Genomic DNA, 22601 nt, shown 5'->3' on the forward strand with positions numbered 1-22601 from the left:
TTGCTTACAGCCAGCCGTTTTTAACCATGGTCTCTGCAATTTGCAGGGTGTTCAGGGCAGCGCCCTTACGAATCTGGTCCCCTACGCACCAGAAGTTGAAGCTATTGGCAGCGGATTCGTCCCGTCTCAGACGGCCTACATACACATCGTTCAGGCCGGAAGTGTAGAGGGGCATAGGATATACCTGCTGGGAAGGATCGTCCTGCAGCACAACGCCGGGGAAATTGGCCAAAGCCTTGCGGATTTCAGCCAGGTCCACATCGTGTTCCAGTTCCACGTTGACGGATTCGCTGTGGCTTCTGTACACAGGTACCCGAACGGTAGTAGCCGTTACCCGCATTTCCGGATCGGAGAAGATTTTCTTGGTTTCGTTGACCATCTTCATTTCTTCCTTGGTGTACAGGTTATCCAGGAATACGTCGATTTGCGGAATCAGGTTCAGGGCCAGAGGATAATGTTTCGGCATGCCAGCGCTGGGGAAAATATGTGCTTCCATTTCTTTGCCGGCAGCAGCTTCCTGAATCTGGCGTTCCAGTTCGTCCAGGCCGTCTTTGCCGGCGCCGGAAGCAGCCTGGTAGGTGGAAACGATGATCCGTTTGATCCGAGCCAGGTCATAGATGGGTTTCAGGGCCATCACCATGATAATGGTGGAGCAGTTGGGGTTGGCAATGATGCCGTGATGTTTTTGGATGTCCTGGGGGTTTACTTCCGGAACAATCAGAGGCACATCCGGGTCCATCCGATAGGTGCTGGAGTTGTCGATAACCACAGCGCCGGCTTTTACAGCGATAGGAGCAAATTCCTTGCTGATGGAGCCGCCGGCAAACAGAGCCACGTCAATGCCGTTAAAGGAATCAGCCTTGGCTTCTTCCACTTTATAGGTTTTGCCCCGAACGGTCAGTTCCTTGCCAGCAGAGCGGGCAGAAGCCAGCAGCTTCAGGTTGGCAAACGGGAAATCCCGTTCGTTCAGCAGATTGATAAATTCTTGACCTACGGCACCCGTAGCGCCCAAAATTGCCAAATTGTATTGTTTCATGATGTGTACCCCTTTCTATTTCCCTAGCGATTGTTTTTAGATATGTTATAAAATGGCGTCCAGTCCGTAGACAAGACCTTTTTTGTTAACCATGGTACGGCAGCCCAGCATAACCCCCGGCATATAGCATTCCCGGCTGACAGGATCGTTGCGGACCGTCAGGGTTTCGCCCATGCTGCCGAAGATGATTTCCTGGCTGGCCACAAAGCCCGGCAGGCGAACAGAGTGGATTCTCATGCCTTCGTATTCAGCACCTCTGGCATGGGGCAGCTTTTCCGTTTCATCCGGATTGCCCTGGGCTACAAACCCGCCTCTGGCTTCTGCCAATTTCTGGGCCGTCAGTACGGCGGTACCGGAAGGCGCATCCAGTTTTTGGTCGTGGTGCATTTCGATGATTTCCACTTGGGGGAAATACTTGGCCACTTCCGTGGCGATTTTCATCATCAGCACAGCGCCCATTGCAAAGTTGGGGCAAACCAGCACGCCCACATCATTCTTTTTGGCCAGGGCATCCAGTTCGTCCAAGTTTTCCTTGGTAAAACCGGTGGTGCCCACTACAGCGTTCACTTTAGCGTTCAAGATGGTCCGAAGACTATTCATAACTACATCCGGCCGGGTGAAGTCCACCACTACATCAGGTTTGTGGGCGGCCAGGGCAGCTGCCAGATCGGTATCCACCGGCGTGCCTTCCACGGTTTTGCCTTCCCCGAATACATCTACAGCGCCTACCAGTTCCATATCGCTTTGTTTCAGTACCGTTTGGACAACCGTATGACCCATCTTACCCAATGCACCGTTTACCAATACTTTTACCATGAAGCCATCTCTCCTTTTGTCCTAAAAAAATAAGTCATTGAGCGAGCCCAATGACTTATAGAAATAGAAGCGTTCCTTTTGCCAGGAAGCTCTTGTTCATTCCACATCATTGATAGCTCTCCACCCTAAGGCGACAGTCTGCAGATTCTTGATCTGCAGCCCAGCACGGCCATGTACCCACGGTCCTGCTTCGGCGGTTGGCCTTTCATTTTCCTCTTTGGTGTCCCTCAGAAAACTACTGATCGTTTCCGCGCCTCTATCACTTGTAAATTTTATGGTTTTAGTATAGGCATTCTGCGCCGAAATGTCAACCGATTTGAGCAAATTTCGTCACTTTTTGCCTTATTTAATGTTTTTTCGTAAATCTGCCATGCACCGGCTGAACAAATTTGTTAATTCCGGTACAAATTGCTGGGAATATACGGTAGCCCCGATTCCTGCCCGTTTGGCAAAGACCTGGCGTACCTGGGGCAGGCTCAGCCCTTCATAGGCGTGGAGGGCCTCACACATTTCCTCATAATTGGCCCCGTAGCTGTAGTCCGGGGTAGCTTCCATCTGTTTGCCCAGGGTCAGGTAAAAATCGTTCCATTCTTCCAGGCTGTAGGTCTGGCCCACCATTTTGGCGCAGCTTTGCACCAGATGGGCCTTCACGTACATATATTCCCGCAGGGCTGTTACCCTGGCTTCCGGGAACAGCTTGAACCATTCATAAATATGGTAGCCGGCCCAGTCGCCGATGGTATCCACCGCATCCGCCATTTTCTTCCATTTATTGTCGCTCATTGCGCATCGCTCCTTATTTGGTGCTGCCAAAGCCGCCGCTGCGCTCCTGTTTGGGGGTGGCGCCGTCCTGGTCAGCCAACAGATATTGATAGAAAATCCCCTGGGCCACCCGTTCGCCCTTTTGCAGAGTCACGTCCTCGTCGCTGTCATTGTACAGTGCCAGCAGCATATGACCCTCGTTGTCCGGGTTGTTGTAGTAGTCCGCATCTACAATCCCTTCATTATTTACCAGGCGCAAATGGCGTTTTACAGCCATGCTGGAGCGAATGTGGATACCCAGGTATTCGTTGTCCTGCATATACGCCTTGATTCCCGTAGGCACCAGCTTCTGGGTATGGGCCGGAATGGTGACTTCTTCCGGCAGATAGATGTCGTAGCCGGCGCTGCGGCTGGTTTGTCTGCTGGGCAGGGGGAAATCCATATTTTGATAGGAAGTAATTTTTTCAAAGCCTCTGATTTTCATAGTTAGTTGGTTCCTTTCTGGGTTTTCTTCACGGGTACAACCTTTGCTTTTGCAGCCTTAGGCTTGGTTGCCTTGCCCACCCGGAGTGCAGGAGAACTGGAAGCCTTCTTCACCTTCAGCCGCTTGCCCTTTTCCCCGGGCTTTACCCGCCCTACAGTCAAGGGGTGGCTTTTTTGGATTTTCCAGGCCTTCACTTCCTGGTTCAGCTGTGCCACAAAGGTCCTGGCCGGAATGGGAGAGAACTCCTCCTGGAGCTTTCTGGACTCCAAGGTCTTGCCCTTTTCCGATACCACTTTGATCTGGTCAATTTTATAGGTGTTTTGGACCGAATTCAGTGTTACAATAAGCTCACAACCGGCCGCTGTATCGTTTTCCTTCAGTTTTTTGGCAAAGTGGTCGTTAAGAATGCGCAAAAACGCCTTGTCCTTAAATACCGCCTTGGTGGAAGCCTGGGTCAGGTCCGCTTCCTTGCCCACCGGTTTAAGGGAAGCTGCGTCCACATAGTAAGCCCCGGACTTGTTTTCGCCCAGGAGGTTCCAATCTGCGTCTTTTGCCAAAGCCTGGCTGCTGAAAAGCGTACAGCCCAGCACCGCCAAGGCCAATATCTTCTTGTTCATTTAATATCCCCATTCCTGCGTGGATTGCGTATTATTGGTGTAGATAGCCGTACAGCCAAAAAGCCTGTACGTTCTTTCCACCCGTTCATCTTAACTGATGTTTCCCCCATAGTCAACACTTGCCCCAAGGAGGTTCCCTTTGCCCAGTCTAACCCTTAGCCCTGAAAAGTCCCCCCTACGCCTGAAGACCCTGCTGCTCCAGTGGGGTATGAGCCAGCAATATTGGAAGAAATGTAAGGAAGCCGGCGTCCTGAAGGTTAACGGCGCTCCCACGTCCTGGGACCTGCTGCTGAGCCCCGGCGACACCGTCACCTGGGAATTTCTTCCCGAGACCTCCGCCGTGGAGCCCGAGCCCGCGGCTCTAGACATCGTCTACGAAGATGACGTGCTGCTGGCGGTAAACAAGCCTGCCGGTCTGGTAACCCACAATTCCAGTCCTGACCCCCAGCCGGCCCTGAGCCGCCGGGTAGCCTGGTATTACCAGACTCACCAGATTCCCGCCGCCATCCACCCGGTCTCCCGCCTGGACCGGGAAACCTCCGGCCTGGTGCTTTTTGCCAAAAACGCCTGCATCCACCATATGCTCAGCCAGCAGAAGCTCCGCAAAGAATACTGGGGTCTTACCACAGGCCATTGGGACCCGCCCAAGGGCTGCCTGAATGGCCCCATTGCCCGGGCTCCCGGCTCCATTATCCGCCGCCAGGTGGACCCCAGCGGCGCCCCGGCCGTTACCCATTACCAGGTCCTTGAGACCTTTGGGGACTATGACCTGGTCCAGTTTACCCTGGAAACCGGCCGCACCCACCAGATACGGGTCCACTGCGCCCACGCCGGCCATCCCCTGGCAGGCGACCACCTGTACGGTCCCCCGGGGCCCCAGAGCCGCCACCTGCTCCACGCAAAAACCCTGGAGCTTATACACCCCCTGACCAGGGCGCCCCTGCGGATTACCGCGCCCCTGCCTGCCGACTTTTTGGCCTACATTCAGCAGGGAAAATTTTCCCCAGGTATGGTATAATGAGTACCGTAGAAAAAATCTAGGAGGGTCAAATATGCCATTAGTAACTTCTAAAGAAATGTTCAAAAAAGCCTATGAAGGCCATTATGCTGTAGGCGCTTTTAACGTCAATAACATGGAAATTATCCAAGGTATTGTAGACGCAGCCAAAGAGGAAGAATCTCCCCTGATCCTGCAAGTTTCCGCCGGCGCCCGCAAATATGCCAAACACGCCTACCTGCTGAGCCTGGTACAGGCTGCTGTAGAAGACACCAACCTGCCCATCGTGCTCCACCTGGACCACGGCGCTGATTTCGATATCTGCAAAGCCTGCGTAGACGGCGGCTTCACCTCCGTAATGATCGACGGCTCCAAATATCCCTTCGAAGAAAACATCGAACTGACCAAACGGGTAGTAGATTATGCCCACAACAAAGGCGTTGTAGTAGAAGCTGAGCTGGGCAAACTGGCCGGCGTAGAAGATGCCGTCAAGGTCAACACCAAAGACGCCACCTACACCGATCCGGACCAGGCTGTAGAATTCGTAGAACGCACCGGCGTTGACTCCCTGGCCATCGCCATCGGCACCAGCCACGGCGCCTACAAATTTAAAGGCAAACCCGAACTGGACTTTGCCCGTCTGGAAAAAATCACCAACCTGCTGCCCGGCTTCCCCCTGGTACTCCATGGTGCTTCCACCGTACTGCCTGAATTCGTGGCAAAATGCAACGAATTTGGCGGCAAAATCGAAGGCGCACAGGGCTGCCCGGAAGATATGCTGAAAAAAGCCGGCACCTTCGGCGTCTGCAAAATCAACATCGATACTGACCTGCGTCTGGCCATGACCGCTTCCATCCGCCAATACCTGGCAGAACATCCGGAAGACTTCGATCCCCGTTCCTACCTGGGCAAGGGCCGCGAAGCCATCAAACAAATGGTTGCCCACAAGATGAAGGACGTACTGAACTCCTCCCATAGACTGTAAGAGCAGCCCGACAGGCGCAGCTGCCTGCCACCCTTAATAATCCCAACACAATGCACAAAAATGACTTGTGAACTCCCCCCCATAGGAGCCGCAAGTCATTTTTTGTTTTCCCCTTTTCTATTTCCCGCTTATTGGTGTCTTCGAATCTCTGCCCGTACCTTTTCCAGCAGTTCTTCCGGTACAAAGCCGCCCCGCTGCGCCACCATTTGCAGCGTTACAAACCGCCCCACCGCCGCAAAGGTAATGGGATTTTGCATCTTCTTGAACATGGGGTTCAGCGTGACGAAATAGTCCTTCAGATACGGGTACTTATCCATCAGCCCCGCCATGGTAATGGACAGGTCCACTGTTTCCGCCGGATCCTGCTGGGCAGCCCCCGCTGCCTCTTTTGCTTCCGGCTTCTCCTGCTCCCCAGGAGTTTTCTCTGCTTTATGGGAAGACGGCACCGCCTCCACCAGGTCCCCTTCGAAATCCTTTTTCAGTGGGGCAATGTTCTGCATGGTTTCCAGGATGCCCCGGAACTTGCCGCTTTCGTCTCGCACGGCAATGTAGTTCACGTGAACCAGCATTCCCTTCTTCCGCAGGGAGAACTCGATTTTATCCTTTTGCCCGGTGCGCAGCAGCTCCACCACCTTGTTCACCACCGGCAGCACCGAACGGGGATGGCAGTTCTGCATGACCCGGCCGATTACCCCGGCGCTCCGGTCAAAGATTCTCTCCTTGGAATCCGAGTAGAACTTTACAATGTCGTTTTCATCGGTGAAGGTCAGGTCAATGGGCAAATGCCGGTAGATTAAATTGATCTGCTCCAGGGTCAACTGCCCATTGGCCACGTCCAGGAATTCCTGGGCCGATTTCCCCACCTGGTACTTTTGCAGCAGTGCGTCCAGTTCCCCCATAAAGCCCTGAGGCACCGCTGCACCCTGCACCTGGGGCTGGGCCTTTTCCGGCAGAAAGCCCATCGGTTCCGGGATGTTGGCAAAGCCCACTTCTTCCTCCCCAATGCGCATTTTCCGGAAGTCCCCCTCCGTCAGCACCCGGAGCGCCGTAGGAAACAGAATGGTTTCCTCTTTCCCCATAATATCCCGGAGGTCGGCCACCACTTCTGGCTGAAAGGCCAGAAATTCTGTCTCATTCCCCTGCTGCAGCAGGCGGCTGCCCTTCAGGATTTTGTCCCTGACCGCATCGTCAAAGGCCCACATCACGGCGGTGGGACGGTCAAATCCCGCCTTTTCCAGGAAAGGAAACAGTTGGTTGTGCTTCCGGGTAATGTGTTTGATATACGCCAGCAGCTTGTCGTATACCTCCAGCCAGGGGTTCTTGATGAACTTGTCTTTCTGCAGCAGGGCTTCCGCCTGGGCCAGTACCGGCTCCAGCGCCCGGTTTTCGTCCAGATAGCTTTTTACCGGGTGCCCCTCCGGCAGGCTGTCCAGCTTCCGCACCTGCAAGACCGGTTCAAATAGCCGGAGCAGGTCGTCCATCCGGTCCTGCATATCCTGGTCCGTGACCCCTTCTTCCTTCAGCTGCTGCTCCCCATAGGCGAACTCTTCCGGCGTCACCACCGGAAACCGCTGCACCAGAAGCTCACGGGCCTCCTCAAAAGACAGCTTGCCGCTGAAATAGTCCCTTTTCAGCTGAACCAGGGCCTTGCATTTTTCTATATCTACTTGGAAAGTTTTGGGATTTGCCATAGAAATTTCCTTTCTTAACTGCATACATCGATTTACCGCTGTACCTTACAGCCTTCTGTATAATTTTAGTATACATATAAGGGCGAAAGAAGTATGTTGTTTTTACAACATTGCAGCAGAATTTGAAAAGAAAATCTACCCGTGCCATAGAGGCTGCCGAAGAAAGTCTTCTAAACTTCCCATAAGAAAACTCCCCGCCATTTTCCTTTTGGAGGGGAGTTGTTGCCAAGCTATTATTTTTTCTCAGGCTTCCACCGTCTTCAGTGGCAACACCTTTCTTCTTATGCTGTAGTAGCACACCGCCAGCGCTCCGCTGGTGAGGATCCAGCTGATGGGGTACACCACCAACAGGCAGAAATACGTATGGTAACGGGGGAATACCAAAAACAGCCACAACAGCCGCACGCCGCAGACGAAAATGGCACACATAGCCGCCGGCACGGAAGAATACCCCAGCCCCCGCAGGGACCCGGAATACACTTCAATCATAATGTTGAACACTTCAAAGGGCAGCACGTAGATTAACCGCACCTGCGCCAGTTCGATGATGGTCTGGCTGGTGGTGTACAGTGCCGCAAACGGCACCCGGAATACCAGCAGCAGCCCCACAAAGCCCATGGAAATCACTTCCGCCAGAATCATGGCCACCCGGGTGGACTTCCGGCACCGGGCGTAGTTCCCTGCCCCGAAATTCTGCCCGTTGAAGGTAACCGCCGCCTGGTTGAAGCTGTTCATCAGGTAGAAGGCAAAAATCTCCGCATTGACCCCAATGGTGGAGGCCGCAATAATGTCTGCCCCCAACTGGTTGAACCCAGTCTGGATTACCACATTGGCCGCATTGAACATGGCCCCCTGAATGGCCGCCGGAATCCCAATCCGCAGAATCTCCCGGAGCATGGGCATATCCAGCCGCACCCAGGACAGCCGCACCTGAACCATATTCTTTTCCGACCGGAGAAAGTGCAGGAGCAGCAGCGCCCCTACCCCGTTGGCCAGCACCGTAGCAATGGCCACCCCGGCCACCGACAGCCCGCAGCCGATAACGAAGAACAAGTTCAGCACCACATTCAGTGCCCCGGAAAACAGCAGGCAGTACAGGGGCCTTTTGGTGTCCCCGTTGGCCCGCATAATGGCCGATTCAAAGTTGTACAGCATGATGAAAATGGACCCCAGGGTATAGATTCTCAGGTAGCTTACCGCCAGATCCATGATTTCCGCCGGCGTCCCCATGGCCACCAGCAGCGGCTCCGCCGTAAAGTACCCAAATAGGGTCATCAATAGCCCGCTAAGCAGCGCCAGAGCCAAGGACGTATGCACTGCCTGGGTTACCTTGGCCTGATTCCGGGCTCCAATGTTCTGGGCCGTCAGCACATTGGCCCCAATGGCCAGTCCCGTAAAAATCGTAATATACAAATTCACCACCGAACTGGTGCTGCCCACCGCTGCCAAAGCATTGCTGCTGGCAAACCGTCCCACCACAATCACGTCCGTGGAGTTGAACAGCTGCTCCAGCATGGTGGTAGCCGCCAGGGGCAGGGCAAATAACAGAATCTGCTTCCACAGATTCCCTTTCCGAATTCCGTCACTCATCTCGTTCACACTTTCCTAGACAATTTTCTGTACTCTACTATTATAGTAGAAATCAAAGCATTTACAACTGCCCCTTCTGCATAGCACCGATAGCTTTTGCGTATAGTCCAGGATAGCCAGATTCTATCAGCTTTTTGCCTTCACACTCTTGCCTTAGAGCCGGGTTCCAGGTTTATAATAAAAATAATCTATCTTGTTTGTACCAAAGGAGGTACCCCAATGCATACCAAATTGCGTCAAGTCATCACCGCCAGCATCTTAGGCTTCAGCCTTTTTGCCGGCTCCCTTTCCGTTTACGCTGCTCCAGCCTGGAGCCTGAACCAACCCGGCGTCAAAATTGAAGAAAACACCGCCAAACAGGCCTACGTGGCCAAGCGCATGGATGCCTATTTCCATCCCGCCCAAAAGCCCGCAGACTTTGCTGCCCCCGACGGCTGGACCTACACCAAATACCAGGCCCAAAACGTTACCCTGGAAAAATTAACCAATCCCAAAGGCGACGCCAACCGTACCGTCCTGCAGCTCCATGGCGGCGGCTACGTGGTTCCCCTGCACAACGGCTACAAGAACCTGGCCGTACGCCAGGCCGTACTGGCAGACGCCAAAGACACCTATATGGTGAACTATCGCCTGGCACCCCAGAATCCGTACCCCGCAGCCCTGGAAGATGCCTTGACCGCCTACAAATCCGTACTGGCCCAAGGCACCAAGCCCCAGCAGATTGTCCTTTTTGGTGATTCCGCCGGCGGCAACCTGGCTCTGGCCCTGGCTGTAAAATTAAAGGAAGAAAAACTGCCCCAGCCCGGCCTGCTGGTGCTGGATTCCCCCTGGGCCACCTTCGAAACCCAATCCGCTTCCCGCCAGGGTAATGTAAAGAAAGACCTGGTCCTGGGCGAAACCAACCAGAAAATGTTCTACGAAATCAATCACCCCACCTATGCCCCCAAAGGAATGAAGCTTAGCGATCCGCGCCTGTCCCTGGTAAAAGCCGACCTGACCGGCCTGCCTCCTATGCTGATTCAAGCCGGCGCCTACGAACTGTTCCGGGATGACGCCCTGACCCTGGCCCAAAAAGCCGCTGAAGACAATGTGAAAGTCACCCTGACCATCTATCCCAATATGTCCCACGACTTCAATATGTGTATCCCTGAGCTCCAGGAAAGCCTGGATTCCTACGCCGAAATCCAAAGCTTCATCAATCTGAACCTGGCCAAATAAGCAAAAAACCTTAGTAAGGCTGTCTTGAACGTATTCGCACCAGCCCTAAAAGAACACCCCAAGACTGGACCCCAAACTCCAGCTTTGGGGTGTTTTCCTTTTGCTGAGGCAAGCCGGCGGCTATGAACTCTTTCTGGACGACTGTAAAGCCCTGGCCCAAAAAGCCGCTGAAGACAGCGTGAAAGTCACCTTCACCGTGTACCCCAGTATGCCCAACGACTTTGTCAGGAACCTGACGGAGCTCCAGGACAGCATCGATTCCTACGCCGAAATCAGGGACTTGATCAATCTGCAGCTGGAGAGGTGAACCATTCCCAGCCCTAAAATATTCTATAAATTTTATAAATTACTTGGACTCTAACAATTATTAGGCGTATAATAGATACAGAAAATGTGTCCTACAAGTGAATTTTCATAAAAATGTAAAGGAGCTGATTGTATGAATCTCAAATTGCGCAGACTGGCTGCAGCCGGCTTGTTAGGTTTCAGCTTATTTGCCGGTGGTTTTTCCGTCAGTGCCGCCCCCGCCTGGTCCCTGAACCAGCAAGGCGTCCAAATCCAGGATGACAAAGCCAAGCAGGCCTACATCTACAAAGAGATGGATGCCTATTTCAAAGTGGCCGTTACCGGTGCGGAGACTTCCCAATTTTCCGTGCCCGATGGCTGGACCTACACCCCGTTCAAGGTCAAAAAGCTGAATATGGTGAAACTGGAGAACCCCAAAGGCGACCCCAACCGCACCGTACTCCAGGTCCATGGCGGCGGTTACATCGTCCCCCTGAACAACGACTATAAGAACCTGGCCGTACGGCAATCCGTGGTGGCCAATGCCAAGGACACCTACCTGGTGGATTATCGCATTGCTCCCAAAAATCCGTACCCGGCAGCCTTGAACGACATGGTCACCGCCTATAAGACCATTCTGAAACGCGGCACCAATCCCAAAGAGCTGATTCTTTTCGGCGATTCTGCCGGCGGCAACCTGGCTTTGGCCCTGGCCCTGGAACTGAAAAAACAAAACCTGCCCCAACCCGGCCTGCTAGTACTCCCCTCTCCCTGGACCACCATGGAAACCCAGTCCCCGTCCCGTCAGGACAACGTGAAAAAAGACCTGAGCCTGGGAGAAATCAATAAAGGAATGCTGCATGAAATCAACAATCCCAGCTACGCCCCCAAAGGCATGGCCCTGAATGATGTCCGCCTGTCCCCTCTCTACGGCGACCTGACCGGACTGCCTCCCATGCTGATCCAAGCCGGCGGCTATGAACTCTTCCTGGATGACTGCACCAAACTCACCGACAAAGCCGTCAAAGACGGCGTCAAAGTCACCCTGACCGTTTACCCCGGCATGTCCCACGACTTCGCCATGCTCCTGCCCCAGCTCCAGGACAGCCTTGACGCCTACAGAGAAATGCAGGCCTACATTAATTTGAATATGGCAAATTAAAACTTGCAAAACCTTAACACCCCTGAAATGGCTTACGGCCGTTCCAGGGGTGTTTGTTATCATCCACAAAAGACAACACTATTCTTTATAGGCACTTGAATCATTAGATAGTCTAGACGGACCCATACGCCTTTCTAGCGTCAGGCACCTTCCCGCAGTTTCGTGCCCCCTCTGCGCCTTTAATAGCTTTGGAATAGGCGCATCTCCCACGTTTGGTCGAGGAAATCAATTAGGCACCACTATATTTCTAAACTTACTTTTTACTGAGCACAATGTGGGGGGTATATAAGCAGGATTAAGTATATTATTATTGCGTATTTTCTCTAGAAGTTGACCTCGCACGCAAGCGGGCGCAGGTGGCATCCGAAGGATGACGGAGAGTGCTCCTTCTGCGGCCTATGGCCGCTAAAGCTGCAATTAAACTTCTATCGGCACCTACCGGTGCCACTTCCTACACGTTTGCAGGAAGCGTTCTTAGTAAGTACTGGTCATCTTTATATCAGCACTATATTTTAGATTATACTTGACCCGTGGCGGTCTGAAAGCCTACCACAAGCGTGTGGTAGGTGTCAGCCCGCAGGGATGACGAAGGAAGTTTAAATGCATATTTTATACTCGATGTAAAGTATAATAATATTGCTATTCTACATTTTTTAAACTCTCTTCGTCACCTTCCGGTGACACCTCTCGAGTGGTTCGCCGTGCTCCAATCAGCAGCGTCCTCACGGACTTGCTTCTTGGACGGCTATCACATGGCTCGCGTGTACCAAACAGCTTATAGAATACTTGCGACGCTGTTTGGACGCGACCGCAACATTTGGTTGAGGAAATCAATTAGGCACCACTACATTTCTAAACTTACTTTTTACTGAGCACAATGTGGGGGTATATAAGCAGGATAAAGTATATTATTATTGCGTATTTTCTCTAGAAGTTGACCTCGCACGCAGGGAGTCGTATCCACCATTCAAGGCTTTAGCCGCAGAAGGGTGGAATATACGACCCCTGTGATAGCGGCCTGTGAATCGAGTCCGAAGGACGATGATGAACAGCAAGCCGCGAACCACTCCGGGCGCAGGTGGCATCCGCCCTTCCCGTCGCACGGAGTGCGACACCCTCCCCATAAATGTTGAGGGCTATTAGACGGAGAGTGCTCCTCTATCGGCGCTTTGCGCCGTTTCCCCCAATTGGGGGAAAATTTGTCCCCTTTTGGGGCTAGTGCGGACCGTTAGGTAGCTCAACGACGGGAAATTTGCCCGTGGGCAAATTTTTGCTGTAGAAAACTCTGTACCAGATTTTTGGTCGTGCGGTCAGCAGGGGCTAGTGCGTACTGGATCCATCCGCCTCCCTAACGTCAGGCACCTTCCCGCAAACTAAACCAAAAAGAGCAATCACAGATGGGGCTGTGACTGCTCTTTTTGGTTTTTCATATATGGGAAGTGCACTTTCCCCGAAGGGAAGGGGAAAGCCTATTAGAACTTGTACCGCAGGGCCAGGCTCCATACGTTGCTGCGTACGTCGCTGCCTTTCTGGTACTGGTAGCCCAGGCCATAGGTCATGGGGCCGTGTTCTGCTTCGATGCCCAGGCGGCCGTAGAAGCTGCCGGAGTCGGATACGTCGTAGCCGAAGGTGCTGGAGGAACCGTTCAGGTTCAGGCGTTCGTCGCTGTTGCGGTCACCCAGGGTCCACAGGTAGCCTGCTTCGGCAATGGGTTTCACGTTCCAGCCGTCCATCGCAAAGTCTTGGGTATAACGCAGGCCTACGGGGATCAGCCACAGGTTGGCGTTGTCGCTGTCGTGGTGGATGCCCAGGCTGTCGGTGTAGTTGCCGTAGTCCAGGTGGGCGTACCGTACACCTGCATACGGGGTCAGGGTGCCGTCGCCGGCTGCGAAGTCGTGTTCAGCCCGTACGCCGGCGGTGTAGGCGTTGGAGGAAACGTCGCCGGTAATCTCGCTGCCGCTGTTGTACTGGCTGAGATCGTTCTTGCCATGCAGCCAGGAGATGTCGCCCAGGTAGGAGGTTTGGCCTCTGCGTACTCTGCCGTACAGGCTCAGGCCGTAGTAGTCGGCATCATTCTTGGTGGAAGCGGTATCGGTATTGCCGGAGAAGGAGCCGTCCATGTAGGTCAGGGCTGCACCGGCAACCACGCCATTCTTATGGTACAGGTCGGAACCTACTACCACGCCGTTGTACTGGGCATCGTAGTCTGCACCGGACAGGCCGTTCACAGCCAGGCCGCGGATGTTTTCCTTGTCATGGATGTAGTGAGCCCACAGGTCTTTATCCAGGGTGGTGTCTTTGACATCAGCCAAGTGGTTGGCAACGGCGCCGGTAAACAGGTTACCAGCAGTGTACAGACCATGCTGAACGCCAGCCAGTTCGGTGAGGGAGGTGGCGCTGTTCAGGGCGTTTACCTGAGAAGCGGTGGTGCTGTGGACGTCGCTATTGGCCGCATTGCCAAACAGGGTACCAGCGGCGCCGCCAGCAGCTACAGCTGCGGAAACTACGTTAGCTGCATTCAGGGCATTGCCATAAACGTCAGTGGCGTCCTTAGCTTCGGCGGTAACGGAGTACTGGGTATCGCCGTTGCCTTCAGCACCCACGAATTTCAGCAACTGGTTATGGGTGAATACGTTGCTGGTGGTGTCGGCATTGGCATCGGCGTACCAGGCGTTGCCGGATTTGACGCTGGAACCAGACAGGATGTTATAGGTGGTGCCTGCGGTGGCGCCGGAAATGTAGAGTTTGGCAGAATCAGAAACGCTGGTGGTAGAAACACCGGTGATGGCTGCGGTATTGCTGCCGGATACGGTGCTGCCGCTCACCATCAGGAGGGAATTGTCTCCCATGGAGAAGGTGCCGGCGGTACCAGCCTTGGTATTGTCAGCCGTGCTGCTTACCACGATGCTGTTATTGGTCAGGTCTTGGCTGGAAGCCAGATACAGGGCGGACAGGATGCCGGAAGAGCCCCAGGACAGACCCGTTTCCTTGAACATGTTTTCAGCAGCGGTGGTATCCTTGGAACCCAGGGTCAGGGTGGAGTTTTCACCTACTACTACGTTGGTGCCATCCAGGGATTCGATGGCTACTTCCGTACCGTCAATTTGTGTACCTCCGTTCCACACAGGATCCAGGTACAGGGTGCCGCCGTTCAGGCTGACTTTGTCGGCCGTCAGAGTAGCTGCGGTGGTGCCGGTGCCCAGGTTCAGGGTGGTGTTGGCAGTGCCGGTAATGGTACCTGCCACAGCTACGTCGCCAGTGATGGTGGAGGTGCCAGAAGTAGTCAGGTCTTTGGCAAGGGTCAGGGAACCCGTGTTTGCAGCGATGGTGGAGTCGGTCAGGCTTACATTGCCTTCCACCGTAGTTTGGCCGTTGGTGGTTACGGTGCTGTTGGTAGCAGCTACAGAAGCGTTTACGTTCAGCGTCTGGTCAGCAGTAACGGCTGCGTTGCCGATGGTCAGAGAGCTGCCGTCCGTCAGAGCTACTTCAGCACTGCCGTTAGAAGAAGTGGTGGTGATAACGTCCGTGGTACTGCGGCCGCCCAGGGTCAGGCTTTGGCCGCCGGTAACGGTAACACTGTCAGCAGAACCCAGGTCCAGGGAAGCAACGCTGAAGCCGCGAGAAACGGATGCAGCGCCGTCTTCTGTAGTGGTGCTGCCGATAACCAAATCTTTGTTATCAGTATTTACAGTAACGCTGTCCAACGCAGCCGTGTTGCCGATGGTGCTGATAGCATCGGTGGAAAGGGTATTGCTGACACCAGTAGTATCTACCAGGTTGCCGGTCATGACGAGAGCCGTAGTAGAGTCGGCCAGGCCGTCCATGACGCCTTGGATATTGGTCAAATACGTATAGCTGTAGTCATCACTCAGGGACAGGGTACCAGCCTTGAACTTGACAGAAGCATCCGCAGTGCTTGTCAGCGCATTTTCCCCTGCTGTTTTTTCTGTGGTATCCGTATCAGTAAAGATCTGGTTAGCCGTGGTGGCCAGGGTTGCGGTGCCAGCCAGGGTAACTTTGCCGCCGCCCGTGATGGAATCAGCAAGCTTGGTCGCGGTTAAGGTACCGCCGTTCAGGGCAACACTGCTGTTTGCATCCACATTGACTTTGCTAAGGGCCAGGCTATCGCCGCCCAGGGTAACGGTGGAACCGTTCGTGGACGAGACAGTGCCGCCAATGGTAGCGTTGGCAGCCGTAACGGTGGAGGCGTCTGCAGACAGGTCGCCGGTGAGGTTCAGGGCGCCTTCAGCGTTAATAGAACCGCCGTCTTTCAGGGTTACATCCTGTGCGTTGACGGTGGTACCGGCAGCGGTAACAAGATTGCCTGTAGAGTTTACGATAGTATGATTATATGTTTTATCAAAATAAGCAAGGTACGTCGAAGTATGTAATACACTGCTGTCATCTGGGTCGATTGTGCTTTCAAGATTTTCCAGCTTCAACTTGTCATACATATTGTCTAGCGTAACATTTTTTAAGTTCAGCGTGCCCGCTTGAAGGTCATATTTGTTGGCCCAATTCAGATCTTGATTTAGATTAACCGTACCAGCTTGTTGGGTGAACGTACCATAATATCTGTTGAGGCTGCTATTAATAGTCAGGGTACCGTTCCCCTTCTTGGTGATAGCTGGCTCGGGGACATCTGTTCTGCCGTCAACCACGATGGCACTGGAAATAGAGTCTTCTGTTGCAGTAGCAGGCGTTTCGTTGCCGACAGTTATCGATGCACCATCATAGGTATTAAAAGTTGCATTTCCGTAGGCAAAGAGCGATAAAAAGCCGCCGCCAGAAGGAGCGATGGCCTCTCCAGCATATTCATCAAACTTGTTATAGTCAGCTGTATTCGTTAAGATAATATCATTGCCAGTATAAGAAACAGTTTTATTTGTTAAGGCGTAGAAAGAAACAGAACCTGGAACAAGGTAGTTATATGTTTTGCCATTATATTCTATAGAATTGCCATTGTAATGGGTAGCAACCGCACCACCATGAGCAAAATCAACACTGATAGCTTTATTATTTGTAATCGGTTTATTTACAAATAGTACATTAGAACCCTTTAAAAATACTCCGCCGCCTTCAGCACGATATTGAGCACCTTTAACAGTATTTCCGGAAACCTCCCCATTAATGATAACAATCGTCTGTACTCCCTTCAGTGCTGTGGTACTAAAAGCACATTGTGGAAAAATACCGCCACCTGTGGCGGCATCTGAATCACCGGTATAATTCTCTGTACTTAAAGTATTGTTCATAATATTGCCATATCTGTATTGTGCTGCTGTTGGCGTCAGATTGTGGAAGTAGTTAGCCGTTTCAGTCGTACCCACCACATTCACAAGGTCTGCCGCCTGGGTAATTCCGTTCACACCAAAGGTCAAACCTGCAGCAACAATTCCCAACAAAATTTTTGCTGACAACTCAGATTGTTTTTTCGTTTTCATCATCTTCCCACTCCTTAATACTGAATTTGAGGATTGCGATGCCAGCCTGGATGTTACCCCATCCAATCCTACCCTGTATTTGATACAATACAACGATAATCCGGATTTTGCACACCCCCGTGTGCAAAATATAGGATATCATGGAAAAATTCAGCGACATTGATTATAATGGAACTATGAATTAAGACAACTTCGAAACTATTTCTTAATGTGAATCTCGTGGTATACTGGAGGCGATCAATGAAAAAGGAGATAATCATCATGTCACGCACGCGCCGTCATTTCACGTCGAAATTCAAATCCGATCTCGTCATCGAGCTGCTCAAGGGTGAGAAAGACCTCAACACGCTGGCGGCTGAGAACGAAATCCTGCCGAACCTCTTGCGGAACTGGAAGAACGAGTTTCTCAGCAAGGCAAGCATCATATTCGATGATTCCAGAGAGGACAACCTCAATCAAAAACTCGAGACCGAGCGGAAGGAGAAAGCCTCCTATGCCCGCAAAGTTGGCCAACTCACCATGCAGGTGGATTGGTTGAAAAAAAAATCTGAGGAAATTCTTGGACCGGACTACGAGAAACAGTATTCTCCAAAACCTTTCGAGGAGTGAGTGCAAGGAGCTTTCCCTTCGGAAAGCAGCAAAGCTGCTCGGCGTCAACCGCACAAGCCAATACTACCACCCCAAAGAGAACACTCCATCAGATGAAGAGCTGGAATGCAAGCGCATCATCGATCGTTCCCACACGGACAATCCTGCCGGGCGCGCAAGGCAGCGGGCCTCGCGGCTGCAGCGGGTCGGGCGTCAGGCCGGACGACGCAAGACAGCTCGGTATATGCGCGAGATGGGCATCGAGGTCGTCTATCCGAGGATGATCCTTTCCAAGCGGCAGCAGCGAGCGCAGGTGATGCCCTACCTGCTGAAGCATGTGGATATTCAGCAGCCTAACCAGGCATGGTCCATCGACATCACCTACATTCCCCTGGAGCACGGTTTCGTTTATCTGACAGCCATCATCGACTGGTACAGCCGCTGCATTGTTGGCTGGGAGGTGGACGATACCCTGGACACCCGGATGGTCATTGCCGCCGTAAGGAAGGCGCTCCGTATAGCAAAGCCGCAGATTCTCAACTCCGACCAAGGATGCCAGTTCACCAGCAAGGAGTACNGCTGCATTGTTGGCTGGGAGGTGGACGATACCCTGGACACCCGGATGGTCATTGCCGCCGTAAGGAAGGCGCTCCGTATAGCAAAGCCGCAGATTCTCAACTCCGACCAAGGATGCCAGTTCACCAGCAAGGAGTACAAGGCTTTCCTCAAGGAACACAAGATCCGCCAGAGCATGGATGGCAAGAGCCGCTGGGCCGACAACATCAAGATTGAGCGGTGGTTCCGGACATTCAAGTATGAGGAAGCCTATCTCACGCAGTACCGCAACATCCGGGAGGCTCGCAAGGCCATCCGCAACTACATCAACGTGTATAACTTCCAGCGCTGCCACTCAGCCATCGGGAACGTCCCGCCAGCAGAGCGCTACTTCCCGGCACTGCTGCTCAATGCTGCAATGTCTGCTGCCTGATACATTTAGAAATTCATCGATTTTGGTCTTGACAAACGTGCCACTATATANCGCTGCCACTCAGCCATCGGGAACGTCCCGCCAGCAGAGCGCTACTTCCCGGCACTGCTGCTCAATGCTGCAATGTCTGCTGCCTGATACATTTAGAAATTCATCGATTTTGGTCTTGACAAACGTGCCACTATATAGAGCGGTTCTCTGATGAGGATATCCTGAACATGGCAGATACGCTGAACCAGCGCCCACGTCGTGTTTTGGGCTACCATACGCCGTCAGAGCTATTTGATGCATTCCTCGATGAAGTTTATGCTATTGAGTGTGTTTCTTGATTATAGTTGTTCAAATTCAACTTGCAATTTACCATTGATTATGTAAAATAGCTGGCTTAAATGATTCGGGCACACTTAGGCCTTGTTTACAGTACTGGCAAGCAAGATAATGGAGCAGGACATCAGGTACGGCGTATTCAATTATCCAAACGCAGTTTTTACCACTTCACCGATAAGCTGCGAGCGTTTTGAAAACGCCCAAATTAATTTTCGGGGACGAGAAATTCCCAGTGGAATCACAGGTCCCAGTTCTATTGTACCTAATGTCCTGCTCCTAAAAGCAAACAATGGTTCAGACTTTTGTACATCGAGAAATGTTGGATACTATTTTTGCCTAGTTTTAAATTCAGGGCCACGGAATCGTGGAATAGATACAATAATCTGCGTGGTATTGGGACCTTCTGGCAGGATTTTCCTGGATCCGGCTTTGTACCTTATTGTCGATTTCATAGCAGATGGTATCAAAGTACTGAAGAACATCTTTCTCGGAAAAACGCACTTCTTCCAGGCCCCATTGTTTGAGGAATTCGGTCCGTGCCTGGATATAAGCCAAGGTTTCTTCATCCGCTTCCTGCCCGTCAATCACATTGATGACCAATTGGGCTTTGACGCAGTAAAAGGTGACGATATAATCGTCAAAGACCTTGAATCTGCGCCACTTGACGGAATGGTGACGAAGGAAGGCGAACCAGAGTCGTTTTTCCGCTCTGGACATGTTCTTGCGAAGTTCTTTTACCTTTTGCTGTAATTTTTGGTGTTTTACGTAGGGATTGGATTCGTTCATCATGATCTTTCCTTTGCTGCAGATAGTTGGTGGAATAAAGTCATTGTAAGTGGATAGCGAAAACTAGGCCCTGAAAATATGTAATTGTATCCGTGGTATTTCTCGTTAGAAAAAGTATATCATGCGAACATGTGTTTCTCAATATGCAAATTTAATAAAATATAGTTCTTGTTAAATGGATTCAGTGAAATTATGTTTGATGCAGGAAATGGGCATCCGTATTTCTTTTCCTGCACCTTCAGCTTAGTTCCAATCCTACCCGGAGCTTTTCCTGTCCCACAGTGGTGGGACCAGTATGGCCAGGATACAGCACGGTTTCTTCCGGGAGGCGGAAAAGCTGATACAAAATGCTGTGAAGCAGGGCGCGGGCATTTCCGCCATAGTACTCCGTGTTGCCAAAACTGCCGTCAAAGATGGTGTCACCCACAAAAGCGGCGTGAGCAGCAGCGCTGTAGTAGGCAACTACAAATAGGCGTCATGATGACAAACCCTCAGCCAAGTGATCTCACAGATCACCCGACTGAGGGTTTCTTGTCGCTTACTGTAGTTTACCAGCGGCTGTCTTTAGTGTGCTCGTAGGCAGCCTTTACCCATCGTACATCCCAGGTCAGTCCATAATTTATATGCTCCAAATCAAAATTTTTATAGGACCGTTGGTATTCCTGGCCGAGTGCGTTTACTAAAGTTTCCGGTTTCCACGTTTGATCTTCCTTTTGGATGTATTCCAGGTATTCCTGCGGGAACATATTTTCCTTAATGCCAATCCCTGCACCAGCTGTCACATTGGGATAATGGTTTCCTTTGCCTTTTTCCATGGGCCGCGAACCCTGGAAGGTAATCCTGAATTCCCATTCAGAACCATAATCATAGATCATGGTCAGCTCGTCCCCTGGTTCAAGCTTCATTTTTTCCAGGTGTACCCGATTGGGTCGGATTGACTTGGGTGCATCCGGATCAAAGCGAAGCTCATACCTTTTTCCCTTATAGTACAAGCAGAATAGATGATTATACTCTGTGTTGAAGACTACCAGGATTGCGTACGACAGTTGGGCCAGTGTGGACTTAGAAGAAATATCGATATCCCGCCAAATCTTATTCTCCATTTCTTTCACGGCAACGTGAAAAGTATAGACTTCTGCCATTTCAAATACACCTCCAGATATACAAAGACTTTACCACGCAAAAGCAGCGTCTGTAACCCCCGCCGAATTGTTGCTTAAAAAGCTTAATTGGGCCAAATGGCATAAAACAGCTTTTCATCCATGGACCCAGGCAAAATGGGAATCACCTCATTAGGGAAAGCTTCTGTATCGATATATTCATGGCCTGCAGAGCCTCGAAGGGTATACGATTTCCAAATCGTCAGCGTTTTTTCATTTCTTCTGATGATGCGGTATTGTATGGAATAATGGCCGTTGGGGTCATTCTCTTTCGTCCATACCCGGGCCGTCTGAGCATCTTTCCTAACGCTCAAGTTATCTACAAAGAAAGTGGCTCCGTCCGACCACTTTCCCAAATAATACCAACGATTGGCCGTGCCTGCAGCCGCAGGCCAAAGCCAGTTATAAATTTCTTCCATAAAGGATTCCGGAACAATGGCCTCATACTTCCACTCCGACCGGGGTTTATTAGAATACGTCTTCTTGTAGTCCCCATATTTGTCAAGCAAATACGAGGCTGCCACCGCTACGGTCCGGTCATAGCGGTTAAAGGCCAATTTCTTCAGGTAGCTGTCTCCCTTTGGTCCTGTGTTTTTCCACCAAACAATAGCCTGGTAATCATTTTTCTCCAAGGAAGCAGTATCTACAAATCTGGAGTTATAAGAATCTGACCCCAACCAATACCACTCCGCCGCATACGCTGGAGCCACTGCAAGGCAGGCCAAAAGGGCCAAGCTTACTATTTTCTTTTTGATGCGCAAAACTTTCATCCCCTAATCACCAAATTAAGCTTCCTTAAATGCCGGTTTCCAGTTGTTCTAGGCTTCCCCCAGAGTGTCAAGCATTCCTTTCAGCAGGCCATCATTTCCAAGATAAATTCCCGCCAGGCCCTTCAATTATCGAATAGGGAACAAAGAAAGCTTACTCCAGCCGCTTTTCCCTCTGGTCCTGAGGTTTGACACTATCCTCTTTCTGCCTATTCCGAGAAATCCGGTTCAAAATCATCCTCAAAAGGAATTTCGTACAACGCCCTGAGATACCGGGCTTTTTCTTTGAGCACTAGATTCTCCGAAGCCAAATCGAACCGGGTATAATCCCAATACATCGGTATGCCCTGAAATTCACTAATGATATAGTCCTCGCCTTTTTCGTCCTTGTTCTGGACAATTTCTTCAAGACCATCTCTGCCGATATCTTCTATGATACCTTGTCCGGCACCGTCCGTTATCAGGGGATAACGGGGCCAGGTATTGCGCTCCATAGGCGCCTTTCCCTGATATTCCAGTTGGAAGGTCCATTCGTCACCGTAGTCATAAACCACCGTCAGTGTATCCCCAGGAGCCAGTTTCAACTGCCGCAGTTTCACCGCAGAAGGGTCTACGGAAGGCGGTAGTTCATCATCAAAATCATCAATAGGAAATTCGTAATGGACTCCTTTACAGTCTACGCAAAATAAGTGTTCTCCCTGGGCTTGATAGGATCCCAACACTGTATAGGCCAAAAAGGCCACAGTAGCATTAGAAGAAATTTGAAAATCCCGCCAAAATTTGCTTTCAAATTCCTGCAGAGCTACGTGGAAAGAGTATACATCCGTCATAGAATTCTCCTTAGTAAAATTGTTAATCACCTTGGTATTGGCAGCACAGACCCCGCCGGGCTTAGGCT

General features: G+C 51.6%; 20 protein-coding genes, 1 pseudogene and 1 riboswitch. Of the genes and pseudogenes, 8 read left to right on the top strand and 13 right to left on the bottom strand.

The annotated features are described in order from the left end of the window. Positions 1-4: 4 nt before the first annotated feature. The 5 genes from C7E10_RS00890 to C7E10_RS00915 all read right to left on the bottom strand — a co-directional run bounded on the left by C7E10_RS00890 (position 5) and on the right by C7E10_RS00915 (position 3715). The gene (locus tag C7E10_RS00890) at positions 5-1036 is read right to left on the bottom strand and encodes an aspartate-semialdehyde dehydrogenase (RefSeq protein ID WP_105325507.1); all 1032 of its coding nucleotides are present in this window, start codon (positions 1034-1036) and stop codon (positions 5-7) included. Between the two features lie 45 nt (positions 1037-1081). Then, positions 1082-1852 carry a 4-hydroxy-tetrahydrodipicolinate reductase gene (gene dapB, locus C7E10_RS00895; RefSeq protein WP_105325508.1) on the bottom strand — a complete coding sequence of 257 codons (771 nt, stop codon included), beginning with the start codon at positions 1850-1852 and terminating at the stop codon, positions 1082-1084. Between the two features lie 105 nt (positions 1853-1957). Further along, a riboswitch (Lysine riboswitch) is annotated at positions 1958-2119 on the bottom strand. A gap of 75 nt (positions 2120-2194) precedes the next feature. Continuing rightward, positions 2195-2635 carry a hypothetical protein gene (locus tag C7E10_RS00905; RefSeq protein WP_231086282.1) on the bottom strand — a complete coding sequence of 147 codons (441 nt, stop codon included), beginning with the start codon at positions 2633-2635 and terminating at the stop codon, positions 2195-2197. A 13-nt stretch (positions 2636-2648) separates the two neighbouring features. Next, the gene (locus C7E10_RS00910) at positions 2649-3098 is read right to left on the bottom strand and encodes a dCTP deaminase/dUTPase family protein (RefSeq protein ID WP_105325510.1); all 450 of its coding nucleotides are present in this window, start codon (positions 3096-3098) and stop codon (positions 2649-2651) included. 2 nt (positions 3099-3100) lie between these two features. Further along, positions 3101-3715, bottom strand: a complete 615-nt coding sequence (locus C7E10_RS00915; RefSeq protein WP_105325511.1) for a hypothetical protein — start codon at positions 3713-3715, stop codon at positions 3101-3103. A gap of 139 nt (positions 3716-3854) precedes the next feature. Between C7E10_RS00915 and C7E10_RS00920 the strand changes: the two genes are divergently transcribed. Both C7E10_RS00920 and fba read left to right on the top strand, forming a co-directional pair. Beyond that, entirely contained in the window at positions 3855-4733 is an 879-nt protein-coding gene (locus C7E10_RS00920) for an RluA family pseudouridine synthase (RefSeq protein WP_231086280.1), read from the top strand. Positions 4734-4767: 34 nt separating this feature from the next. Further along, positions 4768-5697 (top strand): class II fructose-1,6-bisphosphate aldolase, encoded by a 930-nt coding sequence (gene fba / locus C7E10_RS00925; protein WP_105325512.1) that lies wholly within the window; start codon positions 4768-4770, stop codon positions 5695-5697. 128 nt (positions 5698-5825) lie between these two features. Here fba and C7E10_RS00930 read toward each other — a convergent pair whose 3' ends face one another. Further along, positions 5826-7388: a PAS domain-containing protein gene (locus C7E10_RS00930; RefSeq protein ID WP_105325513.1), complete on the bottom strand. Its 1563-nt coding sequence runs from the start codon at positions 7386-7388 to the stop codon at positions 5826-5828. 243 nt (positions 7389-7631) lie between these two features. Then, complete coding sequence (locus tag C7E10_RS00935; RefSeq protein ID WP_105325514.1) at positions 7632-8978, bottom strand: MATE family efflux transporter; 1347 nt, start codon at positions 8976-8978, stop codon at positions 7632-7634. A gap of 219 nt (positions 8979-9197) precedes the next feature. Between C7E10_RS00935 and C7E10_RS00940 the strand changes: the two genes are divergently transcribed. The 3 genes from C7E10_RS00940 (at position 9198) to C7E10_RS00950 (ending at position 11643) form a co-directional block, all read left to right on the top strand. Next, entirely contained in the window at positions 9198-10196 is a 999-nt protein-coding gene (locus C7E10_RS00940; RefSeq protein WP_105325515.1) for an alpha/beta hydrolase, read from the top strand. Positions 10197-10296: 100 nt separating this feature from the next. Further along, complete coding sequence (locus tag C7E10_RS00945; RefSeq protein WP_105325516.1) at positions 10297-10503, top strand: hypothetical protein; 207 nt, start codon at positions 10297-10299, stop codon at positions 10501-10503. 132 nt (positions 10504-10635) lie between these two features. Then, positions 10636-11643, top strand: coding sequence for an alpha/beta hydrolase fold domain-containing protein (locus C7E10_RS00950; RefSeq protein ID WP_105325517.1), 1008 nt, complete (start codon positions 10636-10638; stop codon positions 11641-11643). 1472 nt (positions 11644-13115) lie between these two features. On the opposite strand, the gene C7E10_RS00955 is transcribed toward C7E10_RS00950, so the two are convergent. Then, positions 13116-16097: an autotransporter family protein gene (locus C7E10_RS00955; protein ID WP_160101757.1), complete on the bottom strand. Its 2982-nt coding sequence runs from the start codon at positions 16095-16097 to the stop codon at positions 13116-13118. A 1230-nt stretch (positions 16098-17327) separates the two neighbouring features. Here C7E10_RS00955 and C7E10_RS00960 point away from each other — a divergent pair. The 3 genes and pseudogenes from C7E10_RS00960 to C7E10_RS12465 form a co-directional block, all read left to right on the top strand. Further along, positions 17328-17696: a transposase gene (locus C7E10_RS00960; RefSeq protein WP_105325519.1), complete on the top strand. Its 369-nt coding sequence runs from the start codon at positions 17328-17330 to the stop codon at positions 17694-17696. Then, positions 17647-18663 (top strand): IS3 family transposase, encoded by a 1017-nt coding sequence (locus tag C7E10_RS00965; protein WP_105325520.1) that lies wholly within the window; start codon positions 17647-17649, stop codon positions 18661-18663. The genes C7E10_RS00960 and C7E10_RS00965 overlap by 50 nt, the downstream gene beginning before the upstream one ends. Before the next feature lie 185 nt (positions 18664-18848). After that, positions 18849-18992 (top strand): annotated as a pseudogene (locus C7E10_RS12465) (IS30 family transposase); the annotation flags it as partial. Positions 18993-19338: 346 nt separating this feature from the next. Here the strand turns inward: C7E10_RS12465 and C7E10_RS00975 are convergent. From C7E10_RS00975 to C7E10_RS00990, 5 genes are all read right to left on the bottom strand, one after another. Then, positions 19339-19776 carry a DUF559 domain-containing protein gene (locus tag C7E10_RS00975; RefSeq protein ID WP_160101760.1) on the bottom strand — a complete coding sequence of 146 codons (438 nt, stop codon included), beginning with the start codon at positions 19774-19776 and terminating at the stop codon, positions 19339-19341. A 238-nt stretch (positions 19777-20014) separates the two neighbouring features. Further along, on the bottom strand, positions 20015-20203 hold the full coding sequence (locus C7E10_RS12470; RefSeq protein ID WP_420837389.1) for an MBL fold metallo-hydrolase: 189 nt from the start codon (positions 20201-20203) through the stop codon (positions 20015-20017). A gap of 121 nt (positions 20204-20324) precedes the next feature. Beyond that, positions 20325-20918, bottom strand: coding sequence for a plasmid pRiA4b ORF-3 family protein (locus C7E10_RS00980; protein WP_105325522.1), 594 nt, complete (start codon positions 20916-20918; stop codon positions 20325-20327). Between the two features lie 83 nt (positions 20919-21001). Continuing rightward, the gene (locus C7E10_RS00985; RefSeq protein ID WP_146109028.1) at positions 21002-21697 is read right to left on the bottom strand and encodes a hypothetical protein; all 696 of its coding nucleotides are present in this window, start codon (positions 21695-21697) and stop codon (positions 21002-21004) included. 215 nt (positions 21698-21912) lie between these two features. Next, a complete protein-coding gene (locus C7E10_RS00990) occupies positions 21913-22533 on the bottom strand; it encodes a plasmid pRiA4b ORF-3 family protein (RefSeq protein ID WP_158572295.1) in 621 nt (206 codons plus the stop codon). Positions 22534-22601: the final 68 nt, after the last annotated feature.

This window comes from Acidaminococcus hominis (genome assembly GCF_900291475.1).
In the GTDB taxonomy this organism is placed as follows: domain Bacteria; phylum Bacillota; class Negativicutes; order Acidaminococcales; family Acidaminococcaceae; genus Acidaminococcus; species Acidaminococcus hominis.

Bases quoted from the DNA above. Each gene is read 5' to 3' on its own strand.
- C7E10_RS00890 (WP_105325507.1), bottom strand. From the start codon at position 1,036: ATGAAACAATACAATTTGGCAATTTTGGGCGCTACGGGTGCCGTAGGT.
- dapB (WP_105325508.1), bottom strand. From the start codon at position 1,852: ATGGTAAAAGTATTGGTAAACGGTGCATTGGGTAAGATGGGTCATACG.
- C7E10_RS00905 (WP_231086282.1), bottom strand. From the start codon at position 2,635: ATGAGCGACAATAAATGGAAGAAAATGGCGGATGCGGTGGATACCATC.
- C7E10_RS00910 (WP_105325510.1), bottom strand. From the start codon at position 3,098: ATGAAAATCAGAGGCTTTGAAAAAATTACTTCCTATCAAAATATGGAT.
- C7E10_RS00915 (WP_105325511.1), bottom strand. From the start codon at position 3,715: ATGAACAAGAAGATATTGGCCTTGGCGGTGCTGGGCTGTACGCTTTTC.
- fba (WP_105325512.1), top strand. From the start codon at position 4,768: ATGCCATTAGTAACTTCTAAAGAAATGTTCAAAAAAGCCTATGAAGGC.
- C7E10_RS00930 (WP_105325513.1), bottom strand. From the start codon at position 7,388: ATGGCAAATCCCAAAACTTTCCAAGTAGATATAGAAAAATGCAAGGCC.
- C7E10_RS00935 (WP_105325514.1), bottom strand. From the start codon at position 8,978: ATGAGTGACGGAATTCGGAAAGGGAATCTGTGGAAGCAGATTCTGTTA.
- C7E10_RS00940 (WP_105325515.1), top strand. From the start codon at position 9,198: ATGCATACCAAATTGCGTCAAGTCATCACCGCCAGCATCTTAGGCTTC.
- C7E10_RS00950 (WP_105325517.1), top strand. From the start codon at position 10,636: ATGAATCTCAAATTGCGCAGACTGGCTGCAGCCGGCTTGTTAGGTTTC.
- C7E10_RS00955 (WP_160101757.1), bottom strand. From the start codon at position 16,097: ATGTATGACAAGTTGAAGCTGGAAAATCTTGAAAGCACAATCGACCCA.
- C7E10_RS00960 (WP_105325519.1), top strand. From the start codon at position 17,328: ATGAAAAAGGAGATAATCATCATGTCACGCACGCGCCGTCATTTCACG.
- C7E10_RS00975 (WP_160101760.1), bottom strand. From the start codon at position 19,776: ATGAACGAATCCAATCCCTACGTAAAACACCAAAAATTACAGCAAAAG.
- C7E10_RS00980 (WP_105325522.1), bottom strand. From the start codon at position 20,918: ATGGCAGAAGTCTATACTTTTCACGTTGCCGTGAAAGAAATGGAGAAT.
- C7E10_RS00990 (WP_158572295.1), bottom strand. From the start codon at position 22,533: ATGACGGATGTATACTCTTTCCACGTAGCTCTGCAGGAATTTGAAAGC.